The organism is Mesorhizobium sp. B2-5-7 (assembly GCF_006440875.1).
In the GTDB taxonomy this organism is placed as follows: domain Bacteria; phylum Pseudomonadota; class Alphaproteobacteria; order Rhizobiales; family Rhizobiaceae; genus Mesorhizobium; species Mesorhizobium australicum.
Map to the genome: position 1 here is coordinate 144,202 of NZ_VFUO01000001.1, position 25,966 is coordinate 170,167.

General features: G+C 64.0%; 24 protein-coding genes. 17 read left to right on the forward strand and 7 right to left on the reverse strand.

Going from position 1 to position 25,966, the window contains the following annotated elements; genetic code table 11:
• The first annotated feature begins 273 nt into the window (after positions 1–273).
• The 9 genes from FJ543_RS00650 to FJ543_RS00690 all read left to right on the forward strand — a co-directional run bounded on the left by FJ543_RS00650 (position 274) and on the right by FJ543_RS00690 (position 12,487).
• Positions 274–1,200 (forward strand): D-alanine--D-alanine ligase, encoded by a 927-nt coding sequence (locus tag FJ543_RS00650; protein WP_140873340.1) that lies wholly within the window; start codon positions 274–276, stop codon positions 1,198–1,200.
• Positions 1,188–2,129: a cell division protein FtsQ/DivIB gene (locus tag FJ543_RS00655; RefSeq protein WP_140873342.1), complete on the forward strand. Its 942-nt coding sequence runs from the start codon at positions 1,188–1,190 to the stop codon at positions 2,127–2,129. Before FJ543_RS00650 ends, FJ543_RS00655 begins: the two co-directional genes overlap by 13 nt.
• Positions 2,126–3,433 (forward strand): cell division protein FtsA, encoded by a 1,308-nt coding sequence (gene ftsA / locus FJ543_RS00660; RefSeq protein ID WP_015317215.1) that lies wholly within the window; start codon positions 2,126–2,128, stop codon positions 3,431–3,433. Before FJ543_RS00655 ends, ftsA begins: the two co-directional genes overlap by 4 nt.
• A gap of 66 nt (positions 3,434–3,499) precedes the next feature.
• Positions 3,500–5,185, forward strand: a complete 1,686-nt coding sequence (ftsZ, locus tag FJ543_RS00665; RefSeq protein WP_140873344.1) for a cell division protein FtsZ — start codon at positions 3,500–3,502, stop codon at positions 5,183–5,185.
• Positions 5,186–5,464: 279 nt separating this feature from the next.
• Positions 5,465–6,415, forward strand: a complete 951-nt coding sequence (gene lpxC, locus FJ543_RS00670; RefSeq protein WP_015317217.1) for a UDP-3-O-acyl-N-acetylglucosamine deacetylase — start codon at positions 5,465–5,467, stop codon at positions 6,413–6,415.
• 262 nt (positions 6,416–6,677) lie between these two features.
• Entirely contained in the window at positions 6,678–7,547 is an 870-nt protein-coding gene (locus FJ543_RS00675; protein WP_015317218.1) for an outer membrane protein assembly factor BamD, read from the forward strand.
• 184 nt (positions 7,548–7,731) lie between these two features.
• Complete coding sequence (recN, locus tag FJ543_RS00680; RefSeq protein ID WP_140873346.1) at positions 7,732–9,405, forward strand: DNA repair protein RecN; 1,674 nt, start codon at positions 7,732–7,734, stop codon at positions 9,403–9,405.
• Between the two features lie 188 nt (positions 9,406–9,593).
• On the forward strand, positions 9,594–11,798 hold the full coding sequence (gene ligA / locus FJ543_RS00685) for an NAD-dependent DNA ligase LigA (RefSeq protein WP_140873348.1): 2,205 nt from the start codon (positions 9,594–9,596) through the stop codon (positions 11,796–11,798).
• Positions 11,795–12,487: a TIGR02453 family protein gene (locus tag FJ543_RS00690; RefSeq protein ID WP_246678811.1), complete on the forward strand. Its 693-nt coding sequence runs from the start codon at positions 11,795–11,797 to the stop codon at positions 12,485–12,487. The genes ligA and FJ543_RS00690 overlap by 4 nt, the downstream gene beginning before the upstream one ends.
• A 26-nt stretch (positions 12,488–12,513) precedes the next feature.
• On the opposite strand, the gene FJ543_RS00695 is transcribed toward FJ543_RS00690, so the two are convergent.
• Positions 12,514–13,272 (reverse strand): SDR family oxidoreductase, encoded by a 759-nt coding sequence (locus tag FJ543_RS00695; protein WP_140615645.1) that lies wholly within the window; start codon positions 13,270–13,272, stop codon positions 12,514–12,516.
• Between the two features lie 161 nt (positions 13,273–13,433).
• Here FJ543_RS00695 and FJ543_RS00700 point away from each other — a divergent pair, with 161 nt between their 5' ends.
• Together FJ543_RS00700 and FJ543_RS00705 are read left to right on the forward strand one after the other, a co-directional pair.
• A complete protein-coding gene (locus FJ543_RS00700; RefSeq protein WP_140615647.1) occupies positions 13,434–14,162 on the forward strand; it encodes an AzlC family ABC transporter permease in 729 nt (242 codons plus the stop codon).
• A complete protein-coding gene (locus tag FJ543_RS00705; protein ID WP_023769676.1) occupies positions 14,159–14,455 on the forward strand; it encodes an AzlD family protein in 297 nt (98 codons plus the stop codon). Before FJ543_RS00700 ends, FJ543_RS00705 begins: the two co-directional genes overlap by 4 nt.
• 137 nt (positions 14,456–14,592) lie before the next feature.
• On the opposite strand, the gene FJ543_RS00710 is transcribed toward FJ543_RS00705, so the two are convergent.
• The 3 genes from FJ543_RS00710 to FJ543_RS00720 all read right to left on the reverse strand — a co-directional run bounded on the left by FJ543_RS00710 (position 14,593) and on the right by FJ543_RS00720 (position 18,116).
• Positions 14,593–16,437 carry an aminopeptidase P family protein gene (locus tag FJ543_RS00710; RefSeq protein WP_140873350.1) on the reverse strand — a complete coding sequence of 615 codons (1,845 nt, stop codon included), beginning with the start codon at positions 16,435–16,437 and terminating at the stop codon, positions 14,593–14,595.
• 216 nt (positions 16,438–16,653) lie between these two features.
• A complete protein-coding gene (locus tag FJ543_RS00715; protein ID WP_140873352.1) occupies positions 16,654–17,526 on the reverse strand; it encodes a 50S ribosomal protein L11 methyltransferase in 873 nt (290 codons plus the stop codon).
• Positions 17,527–17,537: 11 nt separating this feature from the next.
• A complete protein-coding gene (locus FJ543_RS00720) occupies positions 17,538–18,116 on the reverse strand; it encodes an SCO family protein (RefSeq protein WP_140873354.1) in 579 nt (192 codons plus the stop codon).
• A gap of 258 nt (positions 18,117–18,374) precedes the next feature.
• On the opposite strand from FJ543_RS00720, the gene FJ543_RS00725 reads away from it, so the two are divergent.
• The 3 genes from FJ543_RS00725 (at position 18,375) to FJ543_RS00735 (ending at position 20,294) form a co-directional block, all read left to right on the forward strand.
• The gene (locus tag FJ543_RS00725) at positions 18,375–18,866 is read left to right on the forward strand and encodes a CreA family protein (protein ID WP_181173925.1); all 492 of its coding nucleotides are present in this window, start codon (positions 18,375–18,377) and stop codon (positions 18,864–18,866) included.
• 84 nt (positions 18,867–18,950) lie between these two features.
• Positions 18,951–19,592 carry a DapH/DapD/GlmU-related protein gene (locus FJ543_RS00730; protein ID WP_140873356.1) on the forward strand — a complete coding sequence of 214 codons (642 nt, stop codon included), beginning with the start codon at positions 18,951–18,953 and terminating at the stop codon, positions 19,590–19,592.
• A 258-nt stretch (positions 19,593–19,850) separates the two neighbouring features.
• Positions 19,851–20,294 (forward strand): low affinity iron permease family protein, encoded by a 444-nt coding sequence (locus FJ543_RS00735; RefSeq protein ID WP_181166289.1) that lies wholly within the window; start codon positions 19,851–19,853, stop codon positions 20,292–20,294.
• A gap of 76 nt (positions 20,295–20,370) precedes the next feature.
• Here FJ543_RS00735 and FJ543_RS00740 read toward each other — a convergent pair whose 3' ends face one another.
• A complete protein-coding gene (locus FJ543_RS00740; RefSeq protein ID WP_140873358.1) occupies positions 20,371–21,237 on the reverse strand; it encodes an SDR family NAD(P)-dependent oxidoreductase in 867 nt (288 codons plus the stop codon).
• 132 nt (positions 21,238–21,369) lie between these two features.
• On the opposite strand from FJ543_RS00740, the gene FJ543_RS00745 reads away from it, so the two are divergent.
• The gene (locus tag FJ543_RS00745) at positions 21,370–21,651 is read left to right on the forward strand and encodes a hypothetical protein (RefSeq protein WP_023792142.1); all 282 of its coding nucleotides are present in this window, start codon (positions 21,370–21,372) and stop codon (positions 21,649–21,651) included.
• A 57-nt stretch (positions 21,652–21,708) separates the two neighbouring features.
• On the opposite strand, the gene FJ543_RS00750 is transcribed toward FJ543_RS00745, so the two are convergent.
• Positions 21,709–22,284 (reverse strand): TMEM175 family protein, encoded by a 576-nt coding sequence (locus FJ543_RS00750; RefSeq protein ID WP_140615661.1) that lies wholly within the window; start codon positions 22,282–22,284, stop codon positions 21,709–21,711.
• A gap of 238 nt (positions 22,285–22,522) precedes the next feature.
• Here FJ543_RS00750 and FJ543_RS00755 point away from each other — a divergent pair, with 238 nt between their 5' ends.
• Both FJ543_RS00755 and FJ543_RS00760 read left to right on the forward strand, forming a co-directional pair.
• Positions 22,523–22,930 (forward strand): SH3 domain-containing protein, encoded by a 408-nt coding sequence (locus tag FJ543_RS00755; RefSeq protein ID WP_140873360.1) that lies wholly within the window; start codon positions 22,523–22,525, stop codon positions 22,928–22,930.
• 215 nt (positions 22,931–23,145) lie between these two features.
• The gene (locus FJ543_RS00760; protein WP_140873362.1) at positions 23,146–24,354 is read left to right on the forward strand and encodes an MFS transporter; all 1,209 of its coding nucleotides are present in this window, start codon (positions 23,146–23,148) and stop codon (positions 24,352–24,354) included.
• A gap of 60 nt (positions 24,355–24,414) precedes the next feature.
• Here the strand turns inward: FJ543_RS00760 and FJ543_RS00765 are convergent, their stop codons facing one another.
• The gene (locus FJ543_RS00765; RefSeq protein WP_140873364.1) at positions 24,415–25,887 is read right to left on the reverse strand and encodes an MATE family efflux transporter; all 1,473 of its coding nucleotides are present in this window, start codon (positions 25,885–25,887) and stop codon (positions 24,415–24,417) included.
• Between the last annotated feature and the right edge of the window lie 79 nt (positions 25,888–25,966).

Sequence of the window (25,966 nt, forward strand, 5' to 3'; positions counted from 1 at the left end):
ACTTCAACCGGATCGAAATACCGTGAAATCGTTGCCGCAAAGACTCAGCGACACGGTTTTCGCATCCATTTTCTCAGAAAGTGAATCTCTCGGAATCATAAGTGCTTGCCAGTGAATCAACTCTCTGATTCTCTGCCCTGAAGCGTTTCCTGATTTGAGTCGTTCGACGCGTTTTCAGCGTTTTCCGTCTGGGGGGCAACCTGCCGGGAGACTCAGACTCAATGTTGCGGAAATCTTGTGTTTTTGGTCCGCGGTGAGAGGGGATGACGGGGAATGAAAAGCAAGCATGTGGCCGTATTGCTGGGAGGTTTCTCGTCCGAGCGGCCCGTGTCTCTGTCTTCCGGAAAGGCCTGTGCCGATGCGCTGGAGCAGGAGGGTTACCAGGTCACCCGCGTCGATGTCGGGCGCGATGTCGGCTCGGTGCTTGCCGAGCTCAAGCCTGACGTCGCCTTCAATGCGCTGCATGGGCCTTTTGGCGAGGACGGCACCATCCAGGGCATCCTCGAATATCTCGGCATCCCCTACAGCCATTCCGGCGTGCTCGCCTCGGCGCTCGCCATGAACAAGGAGCAGGCGAAGAAGATCGTCAAATCGGTCGGCGTCCCCGTTGCCGAATCGAAGGTCGCCAATCGGTTCTCCATCCAGAACAGGCATCCGATGAAGCCGCCCTATGTGGTCAAGCCGGTCAGCGAGGGGTCGAGCTTTGGCGTCGTCATCGTGTCGGAGGGGCAGTCGCACCCGCCGCAGGTGATCGGGTCGTCCGAATGGAAATATGGCGATACCGTCATGGTCGAGCGCTACATCCATGGGCGCGAGCTGACCTGCGCCGTCATGGGCGATGTGGCGCTTGGCGTCTGCGAGATCATCCCGACGGGCCATTCCTTCTACGACTATGATTCAAAATATGTCGCGGGCGGATCAAAACACGAATGCCCCGCAAAAGTTTCACCGAATATTTACCAAAAAATACAGACACTGGCGCTCAAGGCTCACCAAGCTGTCGGCTGTCGGGGCGTTTCCCGGTCGGACTTCCGTTATGACGATCGTCACTCCGAAAATGGCGAGGTTGTATGGCTCGAGGTCAACACTCAGCCGGGCATGACGCCGACGTCTCTGGTGCCTGAAATTGCCGCCCATGCCGGGCATTCGTTTGGTGAATTGTTGAGTTGGATGGTGGAGGACGCTTCGTGTCTGCGTTGAAATGGGGACAGGGTAAGGTGAGGGGCGCGGCCGGGCCGTCGCTGTTCGGCCTGCCATTGTCGTTGGACCATTTCGTTCTGCCGCGCGTGCTTCGCCGCCCGGTACGCATCCTGACGCGCCTGGGCGATGGCGAATTCCAGGCACCGCGCTTCTCCGCCGCGATCATGTCGTCGGTGCTGCTGGCCTCGAGTGGCGCCTATGGCGCCTACCTCGGCGGTCACGCCGACGGCATCATTCAAAGCATCACCGCCCGCACCGGCTTCGCGGTCGACCAGGTCAAGGTGGTCGGCAACCGCCAGACTTCGGAGATCGACATTCTCGACAGGCTGGAACTCGATGGCTGGACGTCGCTGATCGGCTTCGACGCCGAGGCCGCGCGGGAGCGTATCGCCACCTTGCCCTGGATCCAGGTTGCCGCGGTGCGCAAGGTCTATCCGCACACGCTGGAAGTGCGCGTCGAGGAGCGTGCGGCTTTCGCGCTCTGGCAGCAGGGCAACGACCTTTCCGTCATCGAGAAGGATGGCGCCGTCATCGCGCCGTTCTCGGGCGGCAAGCAGGTGCTCCTGCCGCTGTTGATCGGCACCGGCGCGCCCGCCAAGGCGCCCGATTTCCTGGCCAGGATCGAACACTATCCCGACCTCGCCGGCCGCATCAAAGGCTATGTCCGTGTTGGCGAACGGCGCTGGGACCTGAAGCTGGACAACGGCATCACCATCAAGTTGCCCGAGGATGACGAGGACCAGGCGCTCGCCGAACTCGTCAAGATGGATCATGACAAGGGGCTGTTGTCCCGCGACATCGCCGCCGTCGACATGCGCCTGACAGACCGGCTGGTCGTGGAGCTGACGCCGCAGGCGGCGACGCAGCGCGAAGCCGCGCTCAACGAGAAGCCGAAAACCCTCAAGCGCAAGCCGGAGACGAAGATATGAGCTGGCTTGGCGGTTCTGGCGATGCCTCGTCGCGCCGGTCGGGCACCCTGACGGTGCTGGATGTCGGCTCGAACAAGGTCTGCTGCATGGTGGCCAAGCTGAAGCCGAACGATGACGGCAAGCTCCTGCGCGGCCGCTCGCATCGCATCCAGGTCATCGGCATCGGCCACCAGAAATCGCAAGGGGTGAAGTCCGGCGTCATCGTCGATCTCGACCGGGCCGAGCATGCCATTCGCCTCTCCGTCGATGCCGCCGAACGCATGGCCGGGCTGACGGTCGATTCGCTGATCGTCAACATGACCGCCGGCCGGCTGAAGAGCGAAAGCTTCTCGGCGACCATCAATCTTGGCGGCCACGAAGCCGACGAAGCCGACATCAAGCGCGTGCTCGGCGCCGGTGCCAAGCAGGCGCTGAAGGCCGAGCGCGAGGTGGTCCATTCGCTGCCCGTCGGCTTCTCGCTCGATGCCGAGCGTGGCGTGCGCGATCCGCGCGGCATGGTGGGCGACACGCTTGGCGTCGACATGCATGTGCTGACGGGCGATGCGGCGCCGATGCGCAATCTGGAGCTCTCCATCAACCGCTCGCATTTGTCGGTCGAGCGCATGGTGGCGACGCCCTATGCCAGCGGGCTGGCGGCACTGGTCGACGACGAGCTGGAACTCGGAGCCGCCTGCATCGACATGGGCGGCGGCACGACGACGATCTCGGTGTTTTCGGAAGGCAAGTTCGTCCATGGCGACGCCATCGCCATCGGCGGCAACCATGTGACGCTCGACATGGCCAAGGGACTTTCGACCTCGCTCGACGCCGCCGAACGGCTGAAGGTGATGCACGGCTCGGCGCTGCCGGGCAGCGCCGACGATCGCGACCTGGTCTCGATCCAGCCGATCGGCGACGATGGCGACGTGCCGCTGCAGATCCCGCGTTCGGTGATGACGCGCATCGTGCGCGCCCGCATCGACGAGACGCTCGAACTCCTGCGCGACCGGTTGAACAAGTCCGGTTACGGCAATGCGGTCGGCAAGCGCGTCGTGCTCACCGGCGGCGCCAGCCAACTGGCCGGCCTGCCGGAAGCGGCGCGCCGCATCCTGGGGCGCAATGTACGCATCGGTCGCCCGCTCGGCGTGGCGGGCCTGCCCGAAGCGGCGAAGGGCCCTGCTTTCTCGGCCGCGGTCGGGCTTCTGATCTATCCGCAGATGGCGAGCTTCGAGAGCCATCCGGCGAAAGGCATTTCCGGTCTCAGAATGACCGGAACGGGTGGAAAACTGCATCGCATGAGTCAGTGGTTGAGAGACAGTTTCTAATTGACGGGGACAGCCCCATAGGCGGCCGCGGCGGCGAAGCGGCGTGAAAGGCAAAGGACGGAGACAATGACTATCAATCTGCAGAAGCCGGACATCACCGAGCTTAAGCCGCGCATCACCGTGTTCGGTGTAGGCGGCGGCGGCGGCAATGCCGTGAACAACATGATCACCGCCGGACTGCGCGGTGTCGAGTTCGTCGTGGCCAACACCGACGCGCAGGCGCTGACCATGTCGAAGGCCTCTCGGCTGATCCAGCTTGGCGCGCATGTCACCGAGGGGCTCGGTGCCGGATCGCAGCCGGAAGTCGGCCGCGCGGCGGCGGAAGAGTGCATCGACGAGATTCTCGACCATCTCACCAACACCCATATGTGCTTCGTCACCGCCGGCATGGGCGGCGGCACCGGTACGGGTGCTGCTCCGGTTGTTGCCCGCGCAGCGCGCGAGAAGGGCATTCTCACCGTCGGCGTCGTCACCAAGCCGTTCCACTTTGAAGGCCAGCGCCGCATGAAGACGGCCGACTTCGGCATCGAGGAGCTGCAGAAATGCGTCGACACCTTGATCGTCATCCCCAACCAGAACCTGTTCCGGCTGGCCAATGACAAGACCACCTTCGCCGACGCCTTCGCGATGGCGGACCAGGTGCTCTACTCCGGTGTGGCCTGCATCACCGACCTGATGGTCAAGGAAGGCCTGATCAACCTCGACTTCGCCGACGTGCGTTCGGTGATGCGCGAGATGGGCAAGGCGATGATGGGCACCGGCGAGGCTTCGGGCGAGGGCCGCGCGATGGCGGCGGCGGAAGCCGCGATCGCCAACCCGCTGCTCGACGAGACCTCGATGAAGGGCGCCAAGGGCTTGCTGATCTCGATCACCGGCGGCCGCGACCTGACCCTGTTCGAAGTCGACGAAGCGGCGACCCGCATCCGCGAGGAAGTCGACCAGGACGCCAACATCATCCTGGGCGCCACGTTCGACGAGGAATTGGAAGGCGTCATCCGCGTCTCGGTGGTCGCCACCGGCATCGACAAGTCGGCGGCTGAAATCGCCGCGGCGCCGATCTCGATCCGGACCTCCCCGCCGAAGCAGGCTGCCCGGCCGGCCGTCGCTCCTGTGGAAAGCCGCCCGACGCCGGTCCAGCAGACGGTGTATGAGCCGCGCGCCGCCGATCCGGTCGCCGACGCCATCCAGTTGGCCGAAGCCAATGCCGCGGCCATGGCGCAGGCTCGTCCGGCTCCTGTCGCCCATGCGGACGATTTCCGCCCGCAGAGCAAGATCTTCCAGGCGCCGCCCGCACAACCGCAGCCTATGGTGCAGCCGGTCGTCCAGCAGATGATGCAGCCGGCTCCGCAGCCACGCGAAATGCTGCGTGAAGTCCAGCAGCCGGTGGCGATGGCGCCGCAGCGCATGCCGCGCGTCGAGGACTTTCCGCCGGTCGTCAAGGCCGAGGTCGACGCCAAGAGCCGCCCGGCCGACCACGAGAACAGCGGCCCGATGGGCCTCCTGAAGCGCCTGACCAATGGCCTGACCCGCCGCGAGGAGGAGCCCGCACGGCTGCAGCCGGCGCAGCCGCGCGAGCCCAAGCTGCGCCAGGCCGCACCGGAAGTGCGCCGCCTCGCCAGCCAGGACGCCCAGCTTTACGCGCCGCGGCGCGGCCAGTTGGACGATCAGGGCCGCCTGACGCCGCAGACCAGGGCGACTCAGGACGACGATCAGCTGGAGATTCCGGCGTTCCTGCGCCGCCAGGCCAACTGATCGGTTAACGGACTGTAATAATTGTTAACAGGCAGGCAAGAAATTGCTTGCCTGTTAACGTTTAAAATGCCGCGTAATCAAAGGGTTATGACGTCGTACATGTTCCAGTTCGCGGTTACAAAGAGTAAGAAACCGTGATTTGGACTCTCCCTGCCGGGACACTATCTTCGCTGCCTACCATAGTCGGTTTGCCGGGATTCGGGGGAAGTCGCCCTGCCTGCCGATTTTACAAGAGCCGCGCCCTCGGGCTGGAGAAGCGGACCTAGGCATTACGGGCTCATGGGGATTGTCTTGCACGACCACCAGACGACAGTGAAGACGCGCGCGTCGCTTACAGGCACCGGCGTTCACAGCGGCAAAGAAGTTTCCATCAGTTTCCTGCCCGCGGATGCCGATACCGGCATCGTGTTCGCGCTCCTCAATGGAGACGGGCAGGGCCGTGAGTTCCGCGCCCTGTTTTCCGAAATCGGCGCCACCGACCTGTGCACCATGCTTGGCGATCCCTCGGGCGAGCACATCGCCACGGTCGAGCACATCATGGCCGCCCTGTTCGGGCTCGGCATCGACAATGTCATCATCGAGATCGACGGGTACGAGGTTCCAATCCTCGACGGCAGCGCCATGGCGTTCGTCGAAGCCATCGACCAGGCCGGCATCGAGACGCTGGCCGTCAAGCGGCGCTATATCAGGGTGGTCAAGCCGGTCCGCATCGAGAACGGCGCCTCCTGGGCGGAGTTCAGGCCCTATGACGGCACCCGTTTCGAGGTCGAGATCGATTTCGAAAGCCCGGCGATCGGCCGTCAGCTCTTCGCATCGGACATCAACGCCGATATTTTCCGCCGCGACATCGCGCGGGCCCGCACCTTCGGCTTCATGAAGGACGTCGAGCGGCTGTGGGCCGCCGGCTATGCTCTGGGATCCTCGCTGGAAAATTCCCTGGTGATCGGTGACGACAACCGCGTCATCAATATGGGCGGCCTGCGCTATCCCAATGAGTTCGTGCGCCACAAGACGCTCGACGCCATGGGCGACCTGGCGCTGGCCGGCGCGCGCTTCATCGGTTGTTTCCGCTCCTATCGCGGCGGCCATCGGCTGAACGCCGCCGCACTGCGGCGCCTGCTGTCGGACCGCACCGCCTTCGAGATCGTCGAGACGACACGCCGCGAGCGTGGTCGCGCCGCCGAGATGAACGCCGTCAATGCGCCTCTCTATGCGCCCTGGATGATCTGATTTTCTTAATCTTTTTCGGATTCCATGGCGGTATGGGTGTTGCATGAATGCATCATCCATCGGCGAAATTGCGTAGATTTTCACGCCACGGTCCGCCGCCACAAAAATGCGCGATTGGCTGGACATAGCGTTGCCGGGCAAGGCGGTTATGGTTTATGGCTGCTGCCGTCGATTAGTGCATGTCGCTCAAAGGTGGGGACCAGTTTTGGGACAACTGCATGCAACGAGCATTAAAATAACGCCGAAAGGGCGCAATCCAATCATGTTCTTCAAGCGAGTTGGTCAATCGAAAGCGCCGCAGCGGTCTGTTTTCCTGGCGCTTTCGGTGGTTGTTCCATCGCTCTTTCTGGCGGCTTGCATGTCGTCGGAAAAAGACATCGACCTGTCGACCTATGTCGACCAGACCGAACCGGCCGACGTTCTCTACAATCAGGGCCTGGCCAATCTGAACGCCGGCCGCCTGGACGAGGCAAGCAAGAAATTCGACGCGGTCGACCGCCAGCACCCCTATTCGGAATGGGCCCGCAAATCGATGGTGATGGGCGCGTTCGCCGACTATCGAAAGGGCAGCTACGACGATGCGATCCAGTCGGCGAAGCGGTACTTGGCGCTCTATCCGTCCACGGATGACGCGGCCTATGCCCAGTATATCATTGGTCTGAGCTACTATCGCCAGATCAAGGATGTGACGCAGGACCAGAAGGAAGCACGCCAGACCCTGCAGACGATGCAGGACCTGGTGACGCGCTGGCCGACGTCGGAATATGTCGACGATGCCAAGGAAAAGATCCGCTTCGCCAACGACCAGCTCGCGGGCAAGGAAATGCAGATCGGCCGCTATTATCTGGAGCGCCGCGAGTACATCGCCGCCGTCAAACGCTTCCGCACCGTGGTCGAAAACTATTCCAACACCCGCCATGTCGAGGAAGCGCTCGCGCGCCTTACCGAAAGCTATTACGCGTTGGGCTTGACCTCGGAGGCCCAGACGGCGGCCGCGGTGCTCGGTACCAACTATCCCGACAGTTCGTGGTACAAGGATTCCTACAAGCTGCTGCAGAGCAACGGGTTGGCGCCGCGTGAAAATGCCGGGTCGTGGATATCCAAGGCCGGGAAGCTGATCACCGGCGCCTGACCGCGGAGCCTCCGAGCGAAGTGCGCAGCGCGCTTTTTCGGATTGATCCGAAGCTCAAACAAAAAGATAGTGCGGCGCTGCGACTCCAACTGTCGGGTGCCGCTTTATCCTTTTGTTTTTCGTGCCTGTCGTTATCCCGAAACCGGGTCCACTTTTGGGCGGCATGCAATAGGTCCGGTTTCTCATGCTTTCCAGACTGTCGATCCGCGATATCGTCCTGATCGAAAAGCTGGACATCGACTTCCAGCCGGGCCTTTCCGTGCTGACCGGCGAAACCGGCGCCGGCAAGTCCATCCTGCTCGATGCCCTGTCGCTGGCGCTCGGCGCGCGCGGCGATGCCTCGCTGGTGCGCCACGGCGCGTCCCAGGGCCAGGTCATTGCCGTGTTCGATGTTCCGCGCAACCATCCGGTGCGCGCGCTGCTCGCCGAAAACGCCATCGAGGATGATGGCGACGTCATCCTGCGGCGCGTGCAGACGGCGGACGGCCGGACCCGTGTGTTCGTCAACGACCAGCCTTCCTCCGTGACGCTGATGCGCGATGTCGGCCGCGCGCTGGTCGAGATCCACGGCCAGCATGACGAGCGCGCCTTGGTCGATCCCGGCGCGCATCGCGATGTGCTCGATGCTTTCGGCGGCCATCTCGGCGCCGTCCGCTCGACCGGCGAGGCATGGCGGCACTGGCGCGCCGCCCAGCAGGAGCTGACGCGCCATCGCGCCAAGGTGGAAGCCGCCGCGCGCGAGGCCGACTATCTGCGCGCCGCGGTTGCCGAACTGACCAAGCTCGATCCGCAGCCGGGCGAGGAAACCGAACTTGCCGAGCTGCGTGCCCACATGATGCGCGCCGAGAAGATCGCTTCCGAAATTCACGACGCGCAGGATGTGCTGTCGGGCCCGTCCTCGCCCTTGCCGCAACTGGCCAGCCTGCTGAGACGGCTGCAGCGCAAGGCGACGGAGGCGCCCGGCCTGCTCGAGGACGTGGTGAAGTCGCTGGACGAAGCCATGCTGTCTCTCGACGCGGCGCAGTCGGGCGTCGAGGCCGCGCTTCGTGCCACGGAGTATGATCCGCAGCGGCTGGAGAAAGCCGAGGAACGACTGTTTTCGCTGCGCGCGGCGTCACGCAAGCACAGCGTCGCCGTCGATGACCTGGCGCAGCTGCGCGACACGATGGTTGCCGATCTCGCCGATCTCGATGCCGGCGAAGAACGCCTGCACGGCTTGGAAAAGCAGGCGGCCGCTGCGCGCGAAGCCTATGACATCGCCGCCGCACAGCTGTCCTCGCTTCGTCATGCCGCGGCGGTCGGTCTGACCAAGGCGGTGATGGCCGAACTGCCGGCGCTGAAGCTCGAACGCGCGGCCTTTATCGTCGAGATGAAGAGCGAGGCCGAGGCGCGCATGGAAGAGGGCATCGACCAGATCGAGTTCTGGGTGCGCACCAATCCTGGCACGCGGCCCGGGCCGATGATGAAGGTTGCCTCCGGCGGCGAGCTTTCGCGCTTTCTCCTGGCGTTAAAGGTGGCGCTGGCCGATCGTGGCTCGGCGCCGACATTGGTTTTCGACGAAATCGACACCGGGGTGGGCGGCGCTGTCGCCGACGCCATCGGCCAGCGGCTGGCGCGGCTGTCGAAGCGCGTCCAGGTGCTTTCCGTCACCCATGCGCCGCAAGTGGCGGCGCGCGCGGCAACACATTTCCTGATCTCCAAATCGGGCAGCACCGACCGTGTCGCGACCGGAATTGCCGAGATGGACAGGACTGCGCGGCAGGAGGAGATCGCCCGCATGCTGGCCGGCGCCATGATCACCGACGAGGCGCGCGCCGCCGCCGAGCGGCTGCTGCGCGAGAATACAAACGCGGCATGAGACGATCCGGCGTCATGAGACGATCCGGCGTCATGAGACGATCCGGCGTCATGAGACGATCAGGCGTCATGGGGCGAGTCAGGATATGGCTCCATCCTGCTGTTCAGGAATGATCTTTTCCGAAAACCGGTTCCCACCTTTCAAGATCATGCTCTATTGTGGCGCGCCACCGTTCAGGGACAAAAAGCATGGCCGAAAAACCTGTCGATTCGCTCAGCGAAAGCGAGGCTGAAGCCGAACTCCAGCGCCTTGCCGAGGAGATCGCTGGTCATGACCGGCGCTACCATGCCGAGGACGCGCCCACGATCACGGACGCCGAGTATGACGCGCTGCGGCGGCGCAATCTTGCCATCGAGGAGCGCTTTCCCGGGCTGGTGCGCGAGGATTCGCCCTCGCTCAGGGTGGGTGCCGCCCCGGCGGAAGGCTTCACCAAGGTGCGCCATGCCGTGCCGATGCTCAGCCTCGCCAAGGCCTATACGGACGCCGACGTCACCGATTTCATCGAGCGCGGCCGGCGCTTCTTCGACCGCGACAAGGACCTCGATATTGCCTTCACCGCCGAACCGAAGATCGACGGGCTGTCGGCTTCGCTGCGTTACGAAAAGGGGGTGTTCGTGCAGGGCGCGACGCGCGGCGACGGCGCTGTCGGCGAGGACATCACCGCCAACCTCAGGACCATCGCCGACATTCCCGCCAAGCTGAAGGGTTCAGGCTGGCCCGAGACCATCGAGATCCGCGGCGAGGTCTATATGACCTATGCCGAATTCGAGGCGCTCAAGGCGCGCTCGGCGGCTGTGGGGGGCCAGGATTACGTCAATCCGCGCAACACGGCGGCCGGGTCGCTGCGCCAGAAGGATCCATCCGTCACCGCCAGCCGCAACCTCAAATTCTTTGCCTACGCGTGGGGTTACACGACGGCGGATCCGGCACCAACGCAGTATGAAGCGGTGCAGAAATTCGCCGATTGGGGCTTCAAGATCAGCCCGCTGATGGTGCGGGCGAAATCGGTCGAGGAACTGGTCGCGCATTATCACCTGATCGAGGAGCAACGCTCGTCGCTCGGCTATGACATAGACGGGGTCGTCTACAAGGTCGACCAGCTGGAGCTGCAGCGCCGCTGGGGTTTCGTCACCGGTGAGCCGCGCTGGGCCGTCGCGCACAAATTCCCGGCCGAACAGGCGATGACGACCGTGCAGAGGATCGACATCCAGGTCGGCCGAACCGGCACGCTGGCGCCGGTCGCGCGGCTTGCGCCGGTGACGGTCGGCGGCGTGGTGGTGGAGAACGTCACGCTGCACAATGAAGATTATATCAAGGGCCTGGACAGCACCGGCCAGCCGATCCGCGACGGCATCGACGTGCGCATCGGCGACACGGTGGTGATCCAGCGGGCAGGCGATGTCATCCCGCAGATCGTCAGCGTCGTCATCGACAAGCGTCCGCCCGATGCCGTGCCGTACGAATTCCCGCACTCTTGCCCGATCTGCGGCTCGCCGGCGACGCGCGAGATCAACGAGAAGACCGGCAAGGAGGATTCGCGCCGCCGCTGCACGGGCGAACTGATCTGCCCGGCGCAGGCCGTGGAAGGGCTGCGCCACTTCGTGTCGCGCGGCGCCCTGGATATCGAAGGCCTGGGCGCGGAGAACATCGACACGTTTTTCAATGCGGGTTTGATCAAGACAGCCGCCGACATCTTCACGCTCAGGGAGCGCCGCCCCGCCGTGACCAAGGCGCTGGCCGAGCGGCGCGAGGAGCAGGCCAGGCAACGCGAGGCCGCATCCGGCAAGACCCGCAAGAATGTGCGCAGCGTCGAGGACCGCAATTACGAAAGCCTCGACAAATTGTTCGCGGCCATCGATTCGCGCCGCGAGCCGGAGCTCGACCGCTTCATCTTCGCGCTCGGCATCCGCCATATAGGCGAGACAACGGCCGCCGTGCTTGCGCGAACATTCTCGACCGTCGAGGAGCTTATCCGCGTCGGCAAGGAGACGGCGGCGGCGGAGGATCCGCATTCGGTCTTCCCGTCGATCAACGGCATTGGCGATACGGTGATCGATGCGCTGCGCGATTTCTTCGGCAACGAGCGCAATGACGAGGTGCTCGAGAAGTTGCTGCAACAGGTCAAGCCGAAGCCCTATATCGTTACCGTCTCGGCCGACAGCGAAGTTGCCGGCAAGACGATTGTCTTTACCGGTTCACTGGAAAAGATGACCCGTTCCGAAGCCAAGGCGATGGCCGAACGTCTCGGCGCCAAGGTGGCCGGTTCGGTTTCGGCCAAGACCGATCTTTTGGTGGCGGGACCGGGTGCGGGCTCCAAACTCAAGCTTGCCAGCGAACTCGGCGTCGAGGTCATCGACGAGGACACCTGGCTGCAGCGGGTCGGCAAGTCGTGACGGACGGAACGTTCAAAGGTTTTGGTCCGAAAGCCATGCCGTTCTTCAAGGCGCTGGATTTCCACCAGAGCCGCGAATGGTTTGCGGAGAACCGCGCGCTTTTCGACAGCGATCTGCATGGGCCGATCGGCGATCTGGTCGAGGTCCTTACGGAGCGTTTCGTAACGGCGGGGCTTGGTCTGCGCGGCGACCGCAAGAAATCGCTGTTCCGCGTCAATCGCGACGTCCGCTTTGCCAAGGACAAACGTCCCTACAACAGGCATGTTTCGGCCATTCTGTCACCAGACGGCAGCAAGACAGGCCTGGGCGTCTTCTACGTGCATATCGGGCTCGAGCGCTGCTTTGCCGACGTGGCCTGGTGGAACCCTGAGCCGCCGCTCTTGCTGGCGATGCGCAAGGCGATCACCGATCGGCCCGGCGAATTCCGCAAGCTGCTTTCAACGTTGAAGAAAAACGGCCTTGAATTCGAAACCGAAGGCCGCATGAAGCGGGCGCCGCGCGGTTTTGAGCAGATCGCGGACGCCGATCTCGCGGAGGCCGTGCGCAACCGGCATTTCGTCGTCCAGCGTGTCATCAATCCGACCGAAATTCACGCGCCGGCGCTGGTCGACGAGCTTGTCGAGTTTACATTACGCGCCAAGCCGCTGCTCGACTGGGGCAGGGCGATCCAGGGCAAGGTGACCGGTTAGTTTTCCGATCCGTTGGACAGGGCGGGCTACATCCGCATCAGGAGACCCCCATCGACGGCCAGCTCTATTCCGGTGATGTAGCTTGCCGCGTCGGAAAGCAGGAAGAGCGCGGCGTTGGCCATGTCCTGCGGCGTGCCGATGCGGCCGAGCGGTGTGTAGTCGGCGACGGCGGCGCGCTTCTCCTCGGTGTCCCAACGCGCCTGCAGCGGCGTCAGCGCCATGCCCGGGCAGATGGCGTTGGAGCGGATGCGCTCGCCGGCCAACTGCATGGCGAGCGACTTCGACAGCGCGCAGACGCCGGCCTTCGACGCCTGGTAGGCATCCTGTGGCTTCGGATCGCCGCGATACCACTGGATGGTCGAGAAATGCACCATGGCGCCGCCACGCCCGCCTGCGCGCATTTGCGGAACAACCGCGCGCGCCGTGTGCACGAAGGATTTCAGGTTGATGTTGAAGACCTGGTCCCAGACGTCGAGGTCCATCTCGAGAGCCGACTTGTCGCGGCCGAACCAGAGCACGCCTGCGACATTGGCGAGATAGTCGATACCGCCGCGTTCGCGGCCCGCAGCGCCGATGGTCCGTTCAACAAAGCCGGCGTCGGTGAGGTCGCCCTGGGCGAAGGTCAGCCGGTCGTCATAGGCGGCGAGCGCTGTCGGGCGTGGCTTGACGTCGATGGCGGTGACCGACGCGCCGGCATCGAGCAACGCCAGCGTGATCGCCTCGCCCATGCCGCCACCGGCCCCGGTGACGACTGCGTGCCTGCCGGTGAAATCATAAGCAATCATTAGAATCCCCCTCGTGTATTTCTGCCAAATGCCTGCCGGGCGACAATAGGATATCGCGTGAATCCTAACAGGGATCATTTCCGCTGATCGTTTGGCTCAAGCGAATTCGTGTGACAAGCCGGGCAGTGCTTCCTACATCAGCCCTCTGACCGGGGAGAGACATGTCGGCGCAAGCAATTTCCGAGAACGGCGTGAAAAGCGATTTCTGGCAAGGCGTACGGCTCTCCATGCCGGTCGTGGTGGCGGCGGCGCCATTCGGGCTGCTGTTCGGCGCGATCGCCGTCGACAACGGCTTTTCCGTTTTCGAAGCCTTCCTGATGAGCGCGCTGATCTTCGGCGGCGCCAGCCAGATGGTCGGCATAGAACTGTTCGGCCAGCATGTCGCGCCGTGGCTGATCGTGCTGTCGATCTTCGCCGTCAATTTCCGCCACGTGCTCTATTCCGCCGGCATTGGCCGGCGCATCGCGCACTGGTCCGGGGTGCAGCAGGCGCTCGGTTTCTTCATCCTCACCGATCCGCAATTCGCCGTCGCCGAGGCCAGGGCCCAGTCGGGCCAGACCGTCGGCTTTGCCTGGTATCTGGGACTTGGGCTGCCGGTCTATGTATTCTGGACCATCGAAAGCGCGCTCGGCGCGCTGTTTGGAAAGCTCATTCCCGATCCCCATGCCCTGGGCATCGATTTCCTGCTGCCGATCTATTTCCTTGGCCTGGTGATGGGCTTCCGCAAGCGGCCGCTGTGGCTGCCGGTGGTCGTCGCCAGTGCCTGCGCCTCGATCATCGCCTACAAGACAGTGGGTTCGCCCTGGCACGTTTCGATCGGCGCCATCGCCGGTGTGTTGCTCGCCGTCGTCCTGCCGCCGCATCACAGCGGTGTGGAGACAAGGCCATGAGCACGACCTTCTGGATCATCATCGCCGGCGCCATCGCCACCTATCTCACCCGTATCGGCGGGCATCTGGTCATCTCGCGCTTCGACCACATTCATCCGCGCGTCGAGGCCGGGCTCAACGCCGTGCCTGCGGCGGTGCTGACGACGCTGGTGGCGCCGGCGGCGCTCGGCGCGGGTCCGGCGGAGTGGGCAGCGCTGGTCGTCTCCGCGCTGGTGGCGCTGCGAGGCGGGCTGATGGCGATGTTTCTGGCGGGCGCGGCTGTATTGATCGTAGCGCGGCAGTTCGTCGGGTAGGGCGTATCGATATCCGGGTGATTCCGGCCCGCAGACGGCCGATAGCTGCGCTTAGGCGCTCCAATCCGGTTCTCCGTATCAACCGTTTTCGAACCGGCCTGGCCTGAACCTCGACACGCCCTACAGCGCTTCAGAAATCAAATCTTCGCGTCGTGCGGCAGCGGCGCCGTCGCCTTTTCCAGCCAGGCCAGCGTTTCGCCGTCGAGCATCGGTCCGATCTCGGCCAGCACGCGGGCGTGGTAGGCGTCGAGCCAGTGCAATTCGTCTCGCGTCAGCAGATCCGATCGCACCAGCCTGACGTCGATTGGGGCCAGCGTCAGCGTCTCGAAACCGTGCATGGCGATGTCGCCGCCCTCGATCTGTTCGGCCGGCGTCACCAGGATGAGGTTCTCGATGCGGATGCCATAGGCGCCTTCCTTGTAGTAGCCGGGCTCGTTCGACAGCATCATGCCTTCGAGCAGCTTTTCGGTGCCGGTGCGGGCGATGCGCTGCGGACCCTCATGGACGGCCAGGTATGAGCCGACACCGTGGCCGGTGCCATGGGCGAAGTCGCAGCCATGCCTCCACAGCGCCATGCGGGCGACGGCGTCGATCTCCGAGCCGCGCGTGCCGGCGGGGAAGCGCAGCGTGGAAATGCCGATCATGCCTTTGAGCACCAGCGTGAAGCGCTCGCGCATCTCTTCGGTCGGCTGGCCGATCGGCACGGTGCGGGTGATGTCTGTCGTGCCGTCCTGGTATTGCGCGCCGGAATCGAGCAGGAACAGCTCACCGGCCTGAAGCTTGCGGCTGGTGGCGCGCGAGACGCGGTAATGCATGATGGCGCCGTTCGGGCCGGCGCCCGAAATGGTGTCGAAAGAGACGTCGCGCAGCGGCATCTGCGTTTCCTCGCCGGTCTGCCGGCGGGTTTCTTCGAGCCTGGTGACAACCGCGATTTCGTCGAGTGAGCCGGGTTTCTGGCGCTCCAGCCAGCACAACAGCTTGGCCACCGCCGCGCCGTCGCGGCGATGCGCGGCGCGCGAGCCGTTGATCTCGGCCTGGTTCTTGGTGGCGCGCGGAATGCGGGCAGGGTCGGGCGCGGCAATCACCGTGCCGCCATTGTCCTCGACCAGCATGCGCAGCCGGTCGGCGGCCAGCACCGGATCGAGCGCGATTTTCGCGCCGCTTTTCGCAAGTGCGGCGATCGCCGCTTCGAATTCGCCGGGCTCATGCGGATCGGCGAGCTGGGTGAGGTAGGCCGCCACCTGGCGCGAGAACTTGCGCCGATCGATGAAAAGCTGGTGCGACCCGTCGGCGGCGAGTATGGCGAAGCCGAGCGCCAGCGGCGTGTGCGGCACGTCACCGCCACGGATGTTGAAGGCCCAGGCGATGGATGATGGGTCGGTCAGCACCGCATGGGTGGCGCCGTCCTTGCCGATCGCCGTCGCCAGCCGCGCCAGCTTGTCCTTGGCGAGTTCGCCGGCAAAGCCGATCGGATGAAGCTCGATCGGGGTCACGGGTGCGGCGGGCTGATCCTTCCAGATGATGTCGATCGGGTTCCTGTCGAGCGGCACCAGCACCGCGCCGGTCTTGTCGGCGGAGGCCTGCAGCGCCTTGACCTCGCCGATCGTGTGCAGCCAGGGATCGAAGCCCAGGCGCACGCCCTTGCCGATGTTGTCCTTGAGCCAGACGGCGGGCGGATTATCGACCAGGCTTTCGATCGAAAAGATGTCGAGATCGACCTCATTGCGCACTTGCAGCGTGTAGCGCCCGTCGACAAAGACGAAGGCCCGGTCGCGCAGCACGATGGCGACGCCGGCCGAGCCGCTGAAGCCGGTCAGCCATTTCAGCCGTGCCGACCGATCGGCGACGTATTCGCCCTGGTGCTCGTCGGCGCGCGGAACGATGAAGCCATCGAGGCCGTTCGCGGTCAGCCACTGGCGCAGCAATGCCACGCGCGGCTTGCCGACCGCCGGGTCGCCCGCGGAATCGAAGCTCTGGAACATGATGGGCCTCCTGATATCAGCGCGACCGTAACCTATGGGCCTGGAAAGCGGAATCGATTTTCCGGCTGGTGCAAATTGCTACAGCGTCGGCCGGGTGACAACCAAATGAGGCTGGTCCAGCCATGAATGAAGGGGGCGGCGGCGGCATTCTCTTGCCGACACGCATCGAAGTCCAGCAACCGGGACCGTTGAGGGCCGGCAACCGCCTTGCCGGCCTCAACGCTTGAGATGGATAGTCACCCAGCCTTCGCGGTGCAAGGTACTGACGTGGCGGAAGTTCTGGCCGACATAGGCCGAGATCACCGCGTCGCGCTGGCGGTCGAGGATGCCCGACAGCACGATCGAGCCGCCAAGCGTGATATGCCCTGCCATTTGCGGCGCCAGCCGCATCAGCGGCCGCGCCAATATGTTGGCGACGATGAGGTCGAAGGGCGCGCGCCTGGCAAAGATCGGGTGGTGAAAGCCAGGCGCGGTCACCGTCTCGATCAGGCCTTTGACGTGATTCAGACGCGCATTGGCGGCGGCGACCTTGACCGCGACCGGATCGATGTCGGTGGCCAGCACCGGAATATGTGCCAGCTTGGCGACGGCGATCGCCAGCACCGCACTGCCGGTACCGAGGTCGAGCGCGTTGCGCGGGTGCTCGCGCCGCACGACTTTCTCCAGCATTTCGAGGCAGCCCGCGGTGGTGCCATGATGGCCGGTGCCGAAGGCAAGGCCCGCCTCGATCTCGATGGCGAGTTCGCCGCTGTGGCGCTTCCTGCTGTCATGCGCGCCGTGGACGAAGAAACGGCCGGCGCGCACCGGCTTCAACCCTTCCAGGGACCGTGCCACCCAGTCGATGTCGGGCAGCGCTTCGCGCTGGACCGGTCTCGACAAAGCGAGGCCGGCGAGAACATCCTTCAGCCGCGCCTCGACCGCTTCGACGTCGCCATCGGCGTAGAGCGAGACCTCGTGGATGTCGGCCTCTTCATCGACCTCCAGCACGGCGATCGGCAGGCCCTCATCCTCGAAGGCCGTTTCGAGCGCCGCGAAGATGCGCTCGGCCTCGATCTTTCCGGTGGTGAAATGGAGCCGCGTCTGGGTCATGTGAATTCTTGTCAGCCCTTCGCGGCGAGGCGCTTCAGCTTCTCCACGGCGGTGCTGGCATTCTCGCCATAGGCGATCGTGCCCGCGAAGTCGCCCTTGGCGTTGAGCAGCAGCACCGAGGCGGTGTGGTCCATGGTGTAATCGCCGTCGCCGGTATCGACCTTCTTCCAATAGATGCCGAACGCCTTGGCCATGGCATGGACCTTGTCCGGATCGCCGGTAATGCCGGTGATGCGGTCGGAGAAATTGCTGACATAGGCGTTCATCACCGGCGGCGTATCGCGCTCCGGATCGACCGATACGAAATAGGCATGCAGGTTCTTGCCGTCGTCGCCGAGCGTCTTCAGCCAGCCGGAGAGTTCGAACAGCGTGGTCGGGCAGACTTCGGGGCAGTGGGTGAAGCCGAAGAAGACGACGCTGGGCTGGCCCCGGAAAGCGGCCTCGGTGATTGGTGCGCCTTTCTGGTCGACCAGGGTAAAGGGCTCGCCGAACGGTTCGCCGCCATAGTGGCCGCGATACCAGTCGAAGGTCAGCCAGCCGATGCCGGCCGCCATCAGAACGAGAATGCCGACCAGGATAGAACGCATCATCAGAAAAGTCCGTCCGTAATGTCACGGTGCGCCGGCCAGAACCATGCGCCCGTTGTCGGCCACAGTCTTAGCGGTTCGACGGGGTACACGCAAAGATGCCGCGTTGACGCAACCGGCTGTGGCGGATGCCTGCGGTTTGATCGAACCTTCCGGCTTGCAATGTGTCAGCTTTGGCCCCACCTGAGACCCCGGCAACTCGAACCGCAGGAGGATTCTTTGCCGGGATTGACTGGGCCAGGATTGATTGGGCGAGGATTGATTGGGCGAAAACTGATCGGCGGTGCCTTGGCCGCGTGTGTCGTGCTTGCCGCCGGTAGCGCCATCGCCGAGGAAGTCGGCAAGGTCGGCGTCGACTGGATCGGCAACGACATCATCGTCGAGGCGATCAAGGATCCGAAAGTGGAGGGCGTGACCTGCCACGTTTCCTATTTCGATCGCAGCGTCATCGACCGCCTGCACAAGGGCAACTGGTTCGAGGATCCCAGCGACTCCTCGATCTCCTGCCGTCAGACCGGTCCGATCACCATCGGGGATATCGATACGAGCGAAGGCGGCGAGGAGGTTTTCAAGCAAGGCATCAGCCTGATCTGGAAGAAGCAGGTGGTGAACCGCATCTACGACAAGACCAACGAGACCTTGATCTATCTGTCGCATTCGCGCCAAGTCCAGAACGGCTCGGCCAAGATGTCGGTTACGACGGTGCCGCTCTATGGCCAGAATGTGGTGTGGAGTAACGGCAAGCCGAAATAGGCGGGTCGAACTCTACCCTGTCCTGTTCTGGCTGGCGATTGGCCCCGCTTGCGGGACCAATCGGTCTGACGTAAAGCCGCCGGCATGGACCGTTCTGAAGATCTCGTTGCGAAAGATCCCGAGCCGCGCATTCATCCAACCGCTGAGATGAAGGGCTGCAAGCTTGGCCGCTACGCCGCGATCGGCGAACGCGTCGTGCTGCGCGAGGTCATCGTCGGCGATTTCTCCTATTTCGAACGCCATGCCGAGGCGATCTACACGACGATCGGCAAATTCTGCTCGATCGCCGCCAACAGCCGCATCAATGCGCTGGAGCATCCGATCGAGCGGCTGGCCCAGCACAAGGTCAGCTACCGGCCGAACGAGTATTTCCGCTGGCTGGGCGTCGATGCCGCGTTCCGTGAGCGGCGGCGGTCGAAGGCCGTGACCATCGGCCATGATGTGTGGATCGGCCATGGCGCGGTCATCTTGCCTGGGATCGCCATCGGCAATGGCGCCGTCATCGGCGCCAATGCCGTGGTGACGCGGGACGTGCCTTCGTACACGATCGTTGCCGGCGTGCCGGCGAAGCCGCTCAGGTCACGCTTTGCCCCTGAAATAGCGGCACGCATCGAGGCTCTCGCCTGGTGGGACTGGCCGGTCGAGAAACTCGCCAGGGCGGTTCCCGACATGCAGGCAATGCCGATCGAGGCTTTCCTCGACCGCTGGGAAAACGACGCCGTCTGACGGAATGAGACCCCTTCCGCCATGCGGGGGTGGCGCAGCGGAAGGGGCTGGAGGTAAACCGCTGTGAAGCGGAAGGAACAGGCTCTTTGCCTGCACGGCTACAATGACCTTAAACCGATAAGGTGTGTTTTGTTCCAGATGCGCGCTTTGCGTGCATTCGATTGCGTGGGTCGTATTTTTTACCGGCGGGAACCCGAAATGGCTGCTGGTTGTTTCTTCCGGCGGACCGCATGACGCGGCGCTGTTTTGAGGGACCACATGATCGAGAAGCTTTTCACCAAATTCGCCAACCAGATCGCCCATCTCACCGGACTGCCGCTGACATTTGCGGTGTGTTGCCTGATCGTTATCGTCTGGGCGGTGAGCGGGCCGTTCTTCAATTTTTCCGACACCTGGCAGTTGGTGATCAACACCGGAACCACGATCATCACCTTCCTGATGGTGTTTCTCATCCAAAACACCCAGAATCGGGACGGCGCCGCGATCCAGGCCAAGCTCGACGAATTGATACGGGTGAGCGAGGCCAAAAACACCTTCATCGGCATCGAGCACCTGACTGAAGCCGAGGTCCAGGAGATCCGCGCCAAATGCGAGGTCGCGGCGAAGCGGCATGACGACAAAGTCGCGACCATGGCCGCAAAGAAAGTCGTGGCGGCAAAACGCAAACCGAAAAAAGAGGTGGCACGAAGCGCCGGCGGCTGAACCCGCGGTCAATTTTCGAGAGTTCCGCCGGTGTTCGAGTTATGTGATCCGCACAGCGGCCATGTTCGGGACATGCTCATCGCTTCATGAACGCCGCGAATGCATCCTTGTGGCCGGGGTGCCAGCGCGACAGGGCAGGGCGGTTTTCGATGATGTCGCCGATCGCCCAGGCCATGCGCTTTTCGTCCATGGGTCGCGCCGTCTCATTGTCGGGACACAGGATATAGAAGTCGCCCCCGACCAGCGATTCCAGCATGAAATCGATCACCTGTTCGCCCGTCCACGCTCCCACCGGCTTTTCGGTCGCACCCTCGGTGAGGCCGGTATAGGTGAAGCCGGGGATGAGCAGATGCGCCGACAGGCGGGCGCCGGGTTCATTGCGCAGCGCATGCGCCAAGCCCTCGGTAAAGGTTTTCACGCCAGCCTTGGAAACGTTGTAGGCGAGGTTGCCGGGCGGTGTGGTGATGCCTTGCTTGGAGCCGGTGTTGACGATCAGGCCCGGCTTGGCCGACGCCAGCATGCGCGGCGCGAAAGCTTCGACGCCATGCACCACGCCCCAGAAATTGATGTCGAGCAGCCGTTTCCAGCCATCGCGGTTTTCCCAGGGCTTTCCGGGGTTGTCGCCGACGCCAGCATTGTTCATCAGCAGCGAGACCTCGCCGAAGGCGCCGAATGCCCGGTCGGCGAGACGGTCGACCTCACCGGCCTTCGAAACGTCCGATGCGACGGCAAGCACGGCGTCGTCACCGGCAATCGCGGAGACGGCCCGCGCGGCATCGTCGAGGCGCGGCCCGCCAATGTCGGCCAGCACGACCTTCATGCCCATCAGCGCCAGCCGTTTGGCCGCGGCAAGGCCGATGCCACTGGCGGCCCCGGTGATGACGGCGGTGTTGCCCTGGCCAAGTGCTGGCAGGGCGGTCTGGATCTCAGTGTCGGCGATCATCGGCGATGCTTCCTTTTTGATGTTGCCGAACTTAGCGCCGGAACGGGCCTGCGCAAGCCTCCGTCGGGCTTGTCGGGTTGACCGGCCCGGTCGGGGCTGCGCATGCTACGACGCCAAAAAGGAGATTTCCGATTGACGGATTGGGTTGCAATTCTGAAGGAACAGACCGCCACCGGCGACCAGATGGGGCGCGAGGTGCCGCAGATGCTGGCCAACCCCGATATCAGCGAAGCCCAGGTGAAGACTCTGTTTTCGGCGCTCGAAAAACAGGCCGAGTTTGTCGAGAAACTGCGCATGGCGCTGGAAAAGTTCGGCCATGATTTCTCGATCATCAAGGCGGCGGAGCGGCTGGAAGAGCGCTATGCCGATCTGGCCGCTTCCGTGGCGGAAAAGCTGAAGGCGATGCGCGGTTAGGCAATTCCACGAAACGTGTGAAGCGGTTTGCCCTGCCGGATTGCGTCAGGCAGATGGCTATTTTTCGATCACCCGCGCAAAGCGCGTGTCCGGCACCAGCCAGATCAGGGCGACGGCGACATAGAGCGCCACGCCGATCCACCGGTCGAGGAAGGTCAGCCCAACGGCCGCTATGTAGACGGCGAGCGAAATCCTTCCCTTGCGATCGCGGCCGATTGCCTTGGCGAATGCGGTGTCCGGCCCATGCAGCCGATGCAGCGCAATGACCAGGATGCTGTAGGCGGTCGCACACATTACAAGGTCAAAACCATAGACCGCGACCGGAACCGCGGCGAAATGGTTCTCGCCCATGAAGGCGGTCGTCACCGGCATCAGGGACAACCAGAACAGCAGATGCAGGTTCGCCCACAGCACGCGGCCGTCGACACGCTGCACGGTATGGAACATGTTGTGCAGATTGTTCCAGTAGATGCCGACATTGATGAACGAAAGCACGTAGCACAGGAAGACCGGCCACTGCGGCAGCAGCGCCGAAAAATCCTCCCCTTCCGGTACCTTCAAGTCCAGCACCATGATGGTGATGATGATCGCCACCACGCCGTCGGTGAATGCCTCGACCCTGCCCTTGCCCATGATCACCACCTCGGTCCGCGACGAATTGCCGAAAGATAGTAAATCGTTAGCGGATGTTGGCATGCCGATAAACGGCGTACGCAAAATTCCTCAACTATATCAGGGGAAACTTCCACCCGGATCGGTGATCGTGGTGATTGGCCTTGGTAACTTGTTGACTTTTCCCTGCCCAGCCTCTCCCCTTGCGATGCAGTCCCGGCCGAAGCAGTCGAACGGCCGGCGCTCGATGGAGGGACTGATGAGATTTCGATTTCTGCTTGCGATAGCGACCATTCTGGCCGCCGTCTTCGGGACGTCCGCCGCGGCCTTCGCCTACGGCGCCCACACCACGACGAGCCTCAACGTGCGTACCGGACCTGGCGCGGGATACGCCAAGGTCGGGACGTTGCCGGCCGGTCTCAGGGTCGACGTGACCGGCTGTCAGCCGGGCTGGTGCAGGATCCATGGCGGCGGTGTCAGCGGCTGGGCCAGTTCCGGCTATCTCTCGCGGGCCCAAGTCGTGCATCCGCCGGTTATCATCGTGCGCCCGCCGCATCGGCCGCCGCACTGGCATCATCGGCCCCATCACCGTCCTCCCCACCACCGCCCGCCGCACAAGCCGCGTCCCGGCAAGTGCAAGATCGCACCTGGTTTCTCCTGCAAGTAGGCCCGGCTTTTTCTGCAAACAGGACTGATTACGTCTAACGGTAAAGGGTGCCGTGATGGATCGGGGCCGCTGGCCCCGATCCACGTTTTTACGATCATCGGCTTGCCTGGCCGGGCAATGCCCACCGTGGTGTCAGGAGCCTGGCCGTCCACCGGAACGTCGGCGGTGAGGACGCGTTAACGTCGCGACCCCTGAACCTGGTGAGGAGGTTGGCCATGGCCTTTCGCGATCTGGCGCAAACTCACAACGAAGCCGGCAGCGACGTCCTCGCGATTCCGACCGTCGCGGCGATGATCGCGGTGCTGTTTGCCGGCAGCACGGTGCTGACGCCTCTCTATATCGTCTACAAGCAGCAATTCGGCTTTTCGCAGATCACCTTGACGCTGATCTACGCGGTCTATGTCGTCGGCAATCTCGGCGCCCTGCTGGTGTTCGGCAGCGTTTCGGATGTCGTCGGGCGCCGGCCGGCGGCGCTTGCAGCCATGATCGTCGCCGTCATCAGCGCGGTTGTGTTCCTGTTTGCCGGCAATGTCGCGTCGCTCGAGGTTGCGCGGATCCTGAGCGGACTTGGCATCGGCGTGGGCGCTGGGACGGGAACCGCGTGGATCGCCGAGCTTCTTCCAGAGGCCGGCAGGTCGCGCGCCAGCGTCATCGCCACCAGCACCAACTTTCTCGGCCTCGGTTTCGGGGCGCTTGTTTCGGGGCTGCTGGCCCAATACGAGCCGTGGCCATTGCGTCTGGTCTTCATTGTCTACCTGGCGACGCTCGCGGTGGTGACGATCATGGTCTGGCGCACGCGCGAAACGGTGATGAAGCCAGGCGGCCTTGGCAAGGTCTCCATGCGGCCGCGGCTTTCCGTGCCGGCGCAGATCCGCTCGCGCTTCGTGGCGCCGGCGGTGACCGGCTTTGGCGCGATGGCGCTGGTCGGCTTCTATGCGGCGGTGGCGCCGAGCATCCTGGCGCAGCAACTGCATGAGGCCAACCACGCCGTGGCCGGTGCGCTGTTCTTCGAACTGGCGATGGTCGCGGCAATCAGCATCGTGGCGCTGGCGCGGATGGGGAGCAGCAAGGCGATGCTGGCCGCGCTGGCCTTGATGATCCCAAGCACCATGCTTGTGGTGGCGGCGCAGATGCTGGCCTCGATGGCGCTGATGATCGCGGCGACGGCCTGCTGCGGCGTGGCGGCAGCGCTCGGCTATCGCGGCGGCCTGCAAGTGGTGAACGAGATCGCGCCGCGGGATCGCCGCGCCGAGGTCGTGTCCAGTTTCTTCATCTGCTGCTTTGTCGGCAACGCCTTGCCTGTCATCGGCATCGGCGTCGTGTCGACTTATGCCAGTGCTGTCGCCGCCAGCCTGGCCTTCGCGGCCATGATCATCGCGTTCGCGCTGGTGGCGCTCGCCTTCGGGCTCGGACAGAGGCGCTGAGACCGCCGCGCCAGCCCGGCAAGGCACGCCGGCAAGGCACCTCGGCAAGGCGGCCCGGCATCAGCCGTTCGGCGTTTCAGGCGCCATGTTCGCGCGCTGGCGCGGCACGCCAAGCCCGGTGTCGGGCGGCTCGCCGGCAGCCGGCCTGTTCTCGATCATGTGCAAGCTGCGCCAGCCGCCGAAGCGGTAATAGATCGCGGCCAGGATCAGAGACGTGATCGAACCGGCCGGAAAACTCCACCACAGCGCATCCTCGCCGATCACGCCGCGCATGTAATAGGCAAAGCCGGTGCGCACGACGAGCACCGAGATCACCAGGATGATCAGCGGCGGCATCACGGCACCCGTGGCGCGCACCGTGGCGAACAGCACGATGGTGATGCCGAACAGGATGAACGACCAGGACGCGGCCGTGTTGATATGGGCGGCGATATCGATCGCCGCGCTGTCGCTGCTCAGGAACAGGCTCAGGATCGAACGGTCGAAGACCCATAGCAGCGCGACGAGGGCGCCGGTCAGGACAAGGTTGAAACCGACGCCGGAGGCGGCGATGCGGCCGATCCGGTCCCAGCGACCGGCGCCGACATTCTGCGCCGCCATGGAAGAGACCGCGGCGCCGATGGCGAGCGCCGGCATCTGGATATAGGTCCAGAGCTGCGCGGCGATACCGTAGGCGGCGGCGACCTGCGAACCGTAGGAATTGACGATGCCCATCACCGTCAGGGCCGCCGCCGAGATGACGATCATCTGCAGGCCCATCGGCACGCCCTTGAAGACGACGATGCGCAGCAGCGCCGGATCCGGGCGCAGCAGGACGAGATTGGCGCCGGCCAGCCGCAACGGATGCTTGCGCGCGTAGAGCACGATGAGGATGGCGACGACGCTCACGGTCTGGCCGATCAGGGTCGAGGTGGCGGAACCGGCGATGCCGAGTTCAGGAAACGGGCCGATGCCGCGGATGAGCAGGGGATTGAGCACGATGTCGAGCACGACCGCCAATGCCATGAAGATGAAGGGGGTGCGTGAATCGCCCGCACCGCGCAGCACGGTCATGACGAAGGACAGAAGGTTCATCATCGGCACGGCGACGAAGATGATGCGCAGGTAGGAGCGTGCGAGCGGCAAGGCGTCGGCCGGCGTGCCGAGCGCGCCCAGGATGGCATCGACCCAGATCCAGCCGCAGACCGCGAACACCACTGAAACGAGGAAGAAGAAGGTGGCGCTGGTGCCGACGATGCGGCGCGCCTCGGGCAGGTCGCGGGCGCCGACCGACTGCGCCACCAGGATTGTGGCCGCCATGCCGATGCCGAACACCGTGCCGAGGATCAGGAACAGGACGAGGTTGGCGTTGGACGTCGCGGTCAGCGCCGACTCGCCGAGGAAGCGGCCCACCCAGACGGCGTTGACCGAGCCGTTCAGCGATTGCAGCACGTTGGAGCCGAGCACCGGCAAGGCGAAGAGCAGCAGCGTGCGCGGGATCGGGCCGCTGGTCAGGTCGCCGGTACGCCGGCGTGCGGGCATTTTTTCGTCCATGGCGGGCAACCTGGCAAATGTGACTCTGGCCCGCCACGATATCGCAGGCCGGACCGAGATGCACCCTGCGCCGAGGCGC

Bases quoted from the DNA above. Each gene is read 5' to 3' on its own strand.
- FJ543_RS00715 (WP_140873352.1), bottom strand. From the start codon at position 17,526: ATGACCCAGACGCGGCTCCATTTCACCACCGGAAAGATCGAGGCCGAG.
- FJ543_RS00650 (WP_140873340.1), top strand. From the start codon at position 274: ATGAAAAGCAAGCATGTGGCCGTATTGCTGGGAGGTTTCTCGTCCGAG.
- FJ543_RS00695 (WP_140615645.1), bottom strand. From the start codon at position 13,272: ATGATTGCTTATGATTTCACCGGCAGGCACGCAGTCGTCACCGGGGCC.
- FJ543_RS00760 (WP_140873362.1), top strand. From the start codon at position 23,146: ATGGCCTTTCGCGATCTGGCGCAAACTCACAACGAAGCCGGCAGCGAC.
- FJ543_RS00730 (WP_140873356.1), top strand. From the start codon at position 18,951: ATGGACCGTTCTGAAGATCTCGTTGCGAAAGATCCCGAGCCGCGCATT.
- FJ543_RS00675 (WP_015317218.1), top strand. From the start codon at position 6,678: ATGTTCTTCAAGCGAGTTGGTCAATCGAAAGCGCCGCAGCGGTCTGTT.
- ligA (WP_140873348.1), top strand. From the start codon at position 9,594: ATGGCCGAAAAACCTGTCGATTCGCTCAGCGAAAGCGAGGCTGAAGCC.
- FJ543_RS00720 (WP_140873354.1), bottom strand. From the start codon at position 18,116: ATGATGCGTTCTATCCTGGTCGGCATTCTCGTTCTGATGGCGGCCGGC.
- FJ543_RS00735 (WP_181166289.1), top strand. From the start codon at position 19,851: ATGATCGAGAAGCTTTTCACCAAATTCGCCAACCAGATCGCCCATCTC.
- ftsA (WP_015317215.1), top strand. From the start codon at position 2,126: ATGAGCTGGCTTGGCGGTTCTGGCGATGCCTCGTCGCGCCGGTCGGGC.
- FJ543_RS00710 (WP_140873350.1), bottom strand. From the start codon at position 16,437: ATGTTCCAGAGCTTCGATTCCGCGGGCGACCCGGCGGTCGGCAAGCCG.
- FJ543_RS00750 (WP_140615661.1), bottom strand. From the start codon at position 22,284: ATGGGCAAGGGCAGGGTCGAGGCATTCACCGACGGCGTGGTGGCGATC.
- FJ543_RS00705 (WP_023769676.1), top strand. From the start codon at position 14,159: ATGAGCACGACCTTCTGGATCATCATCGCCGGCGCCATCGCCACCTAT.
- ftsZ (WP_140873344.1), top strand. From the start codon at position 3,500: ATGACTATCAATCTGCAGAAGCCGGACATCACCGAGCTTAAGCCGCGC.
- FJ543_RS00765 (WP_140873364.1), bottom strand. From the start codon at position 25,887: ATGGACGAAAAAATGCCCGCACGCCGGCGTACCGGCGACCTGACCAGC.
- recN (WP_140873346.1), top strand. From the start codon at position 7,732: ATGCTTTCCAGACTGTCGATCCGCGATATCGTCCTGATCGAAAAGCTG.
- lpxC (WP_015317217.1), top strand. From the start codon at position 5,465: ATGGGGATTGTCTTGCACGACCACCAGACGACAGTGAAGACGCGCGCG.
- FJ543_RS00755 (WP_140873360.1), top strand. From the start codon at position 22,523: ATGAGATTTCGATTTCTGCTTGCGATAGCGACCATTCTGGCCGCCGTC.
- FJ543_RS00740 (WP_140873358.1), bottom strand. From the start codon at position 21,237: ATGATCGCCGACACTGAGATCCAGACCGCCCTGCCAGCACTTGGCCAG.
- FJ543_RS00700 (WP_140615647.1), top strand. From the start codon at position 13,434: ATGTCGGCGCAAGCAATTTCCGAGAACGGCGTGAAAAGCGATTTCTGG.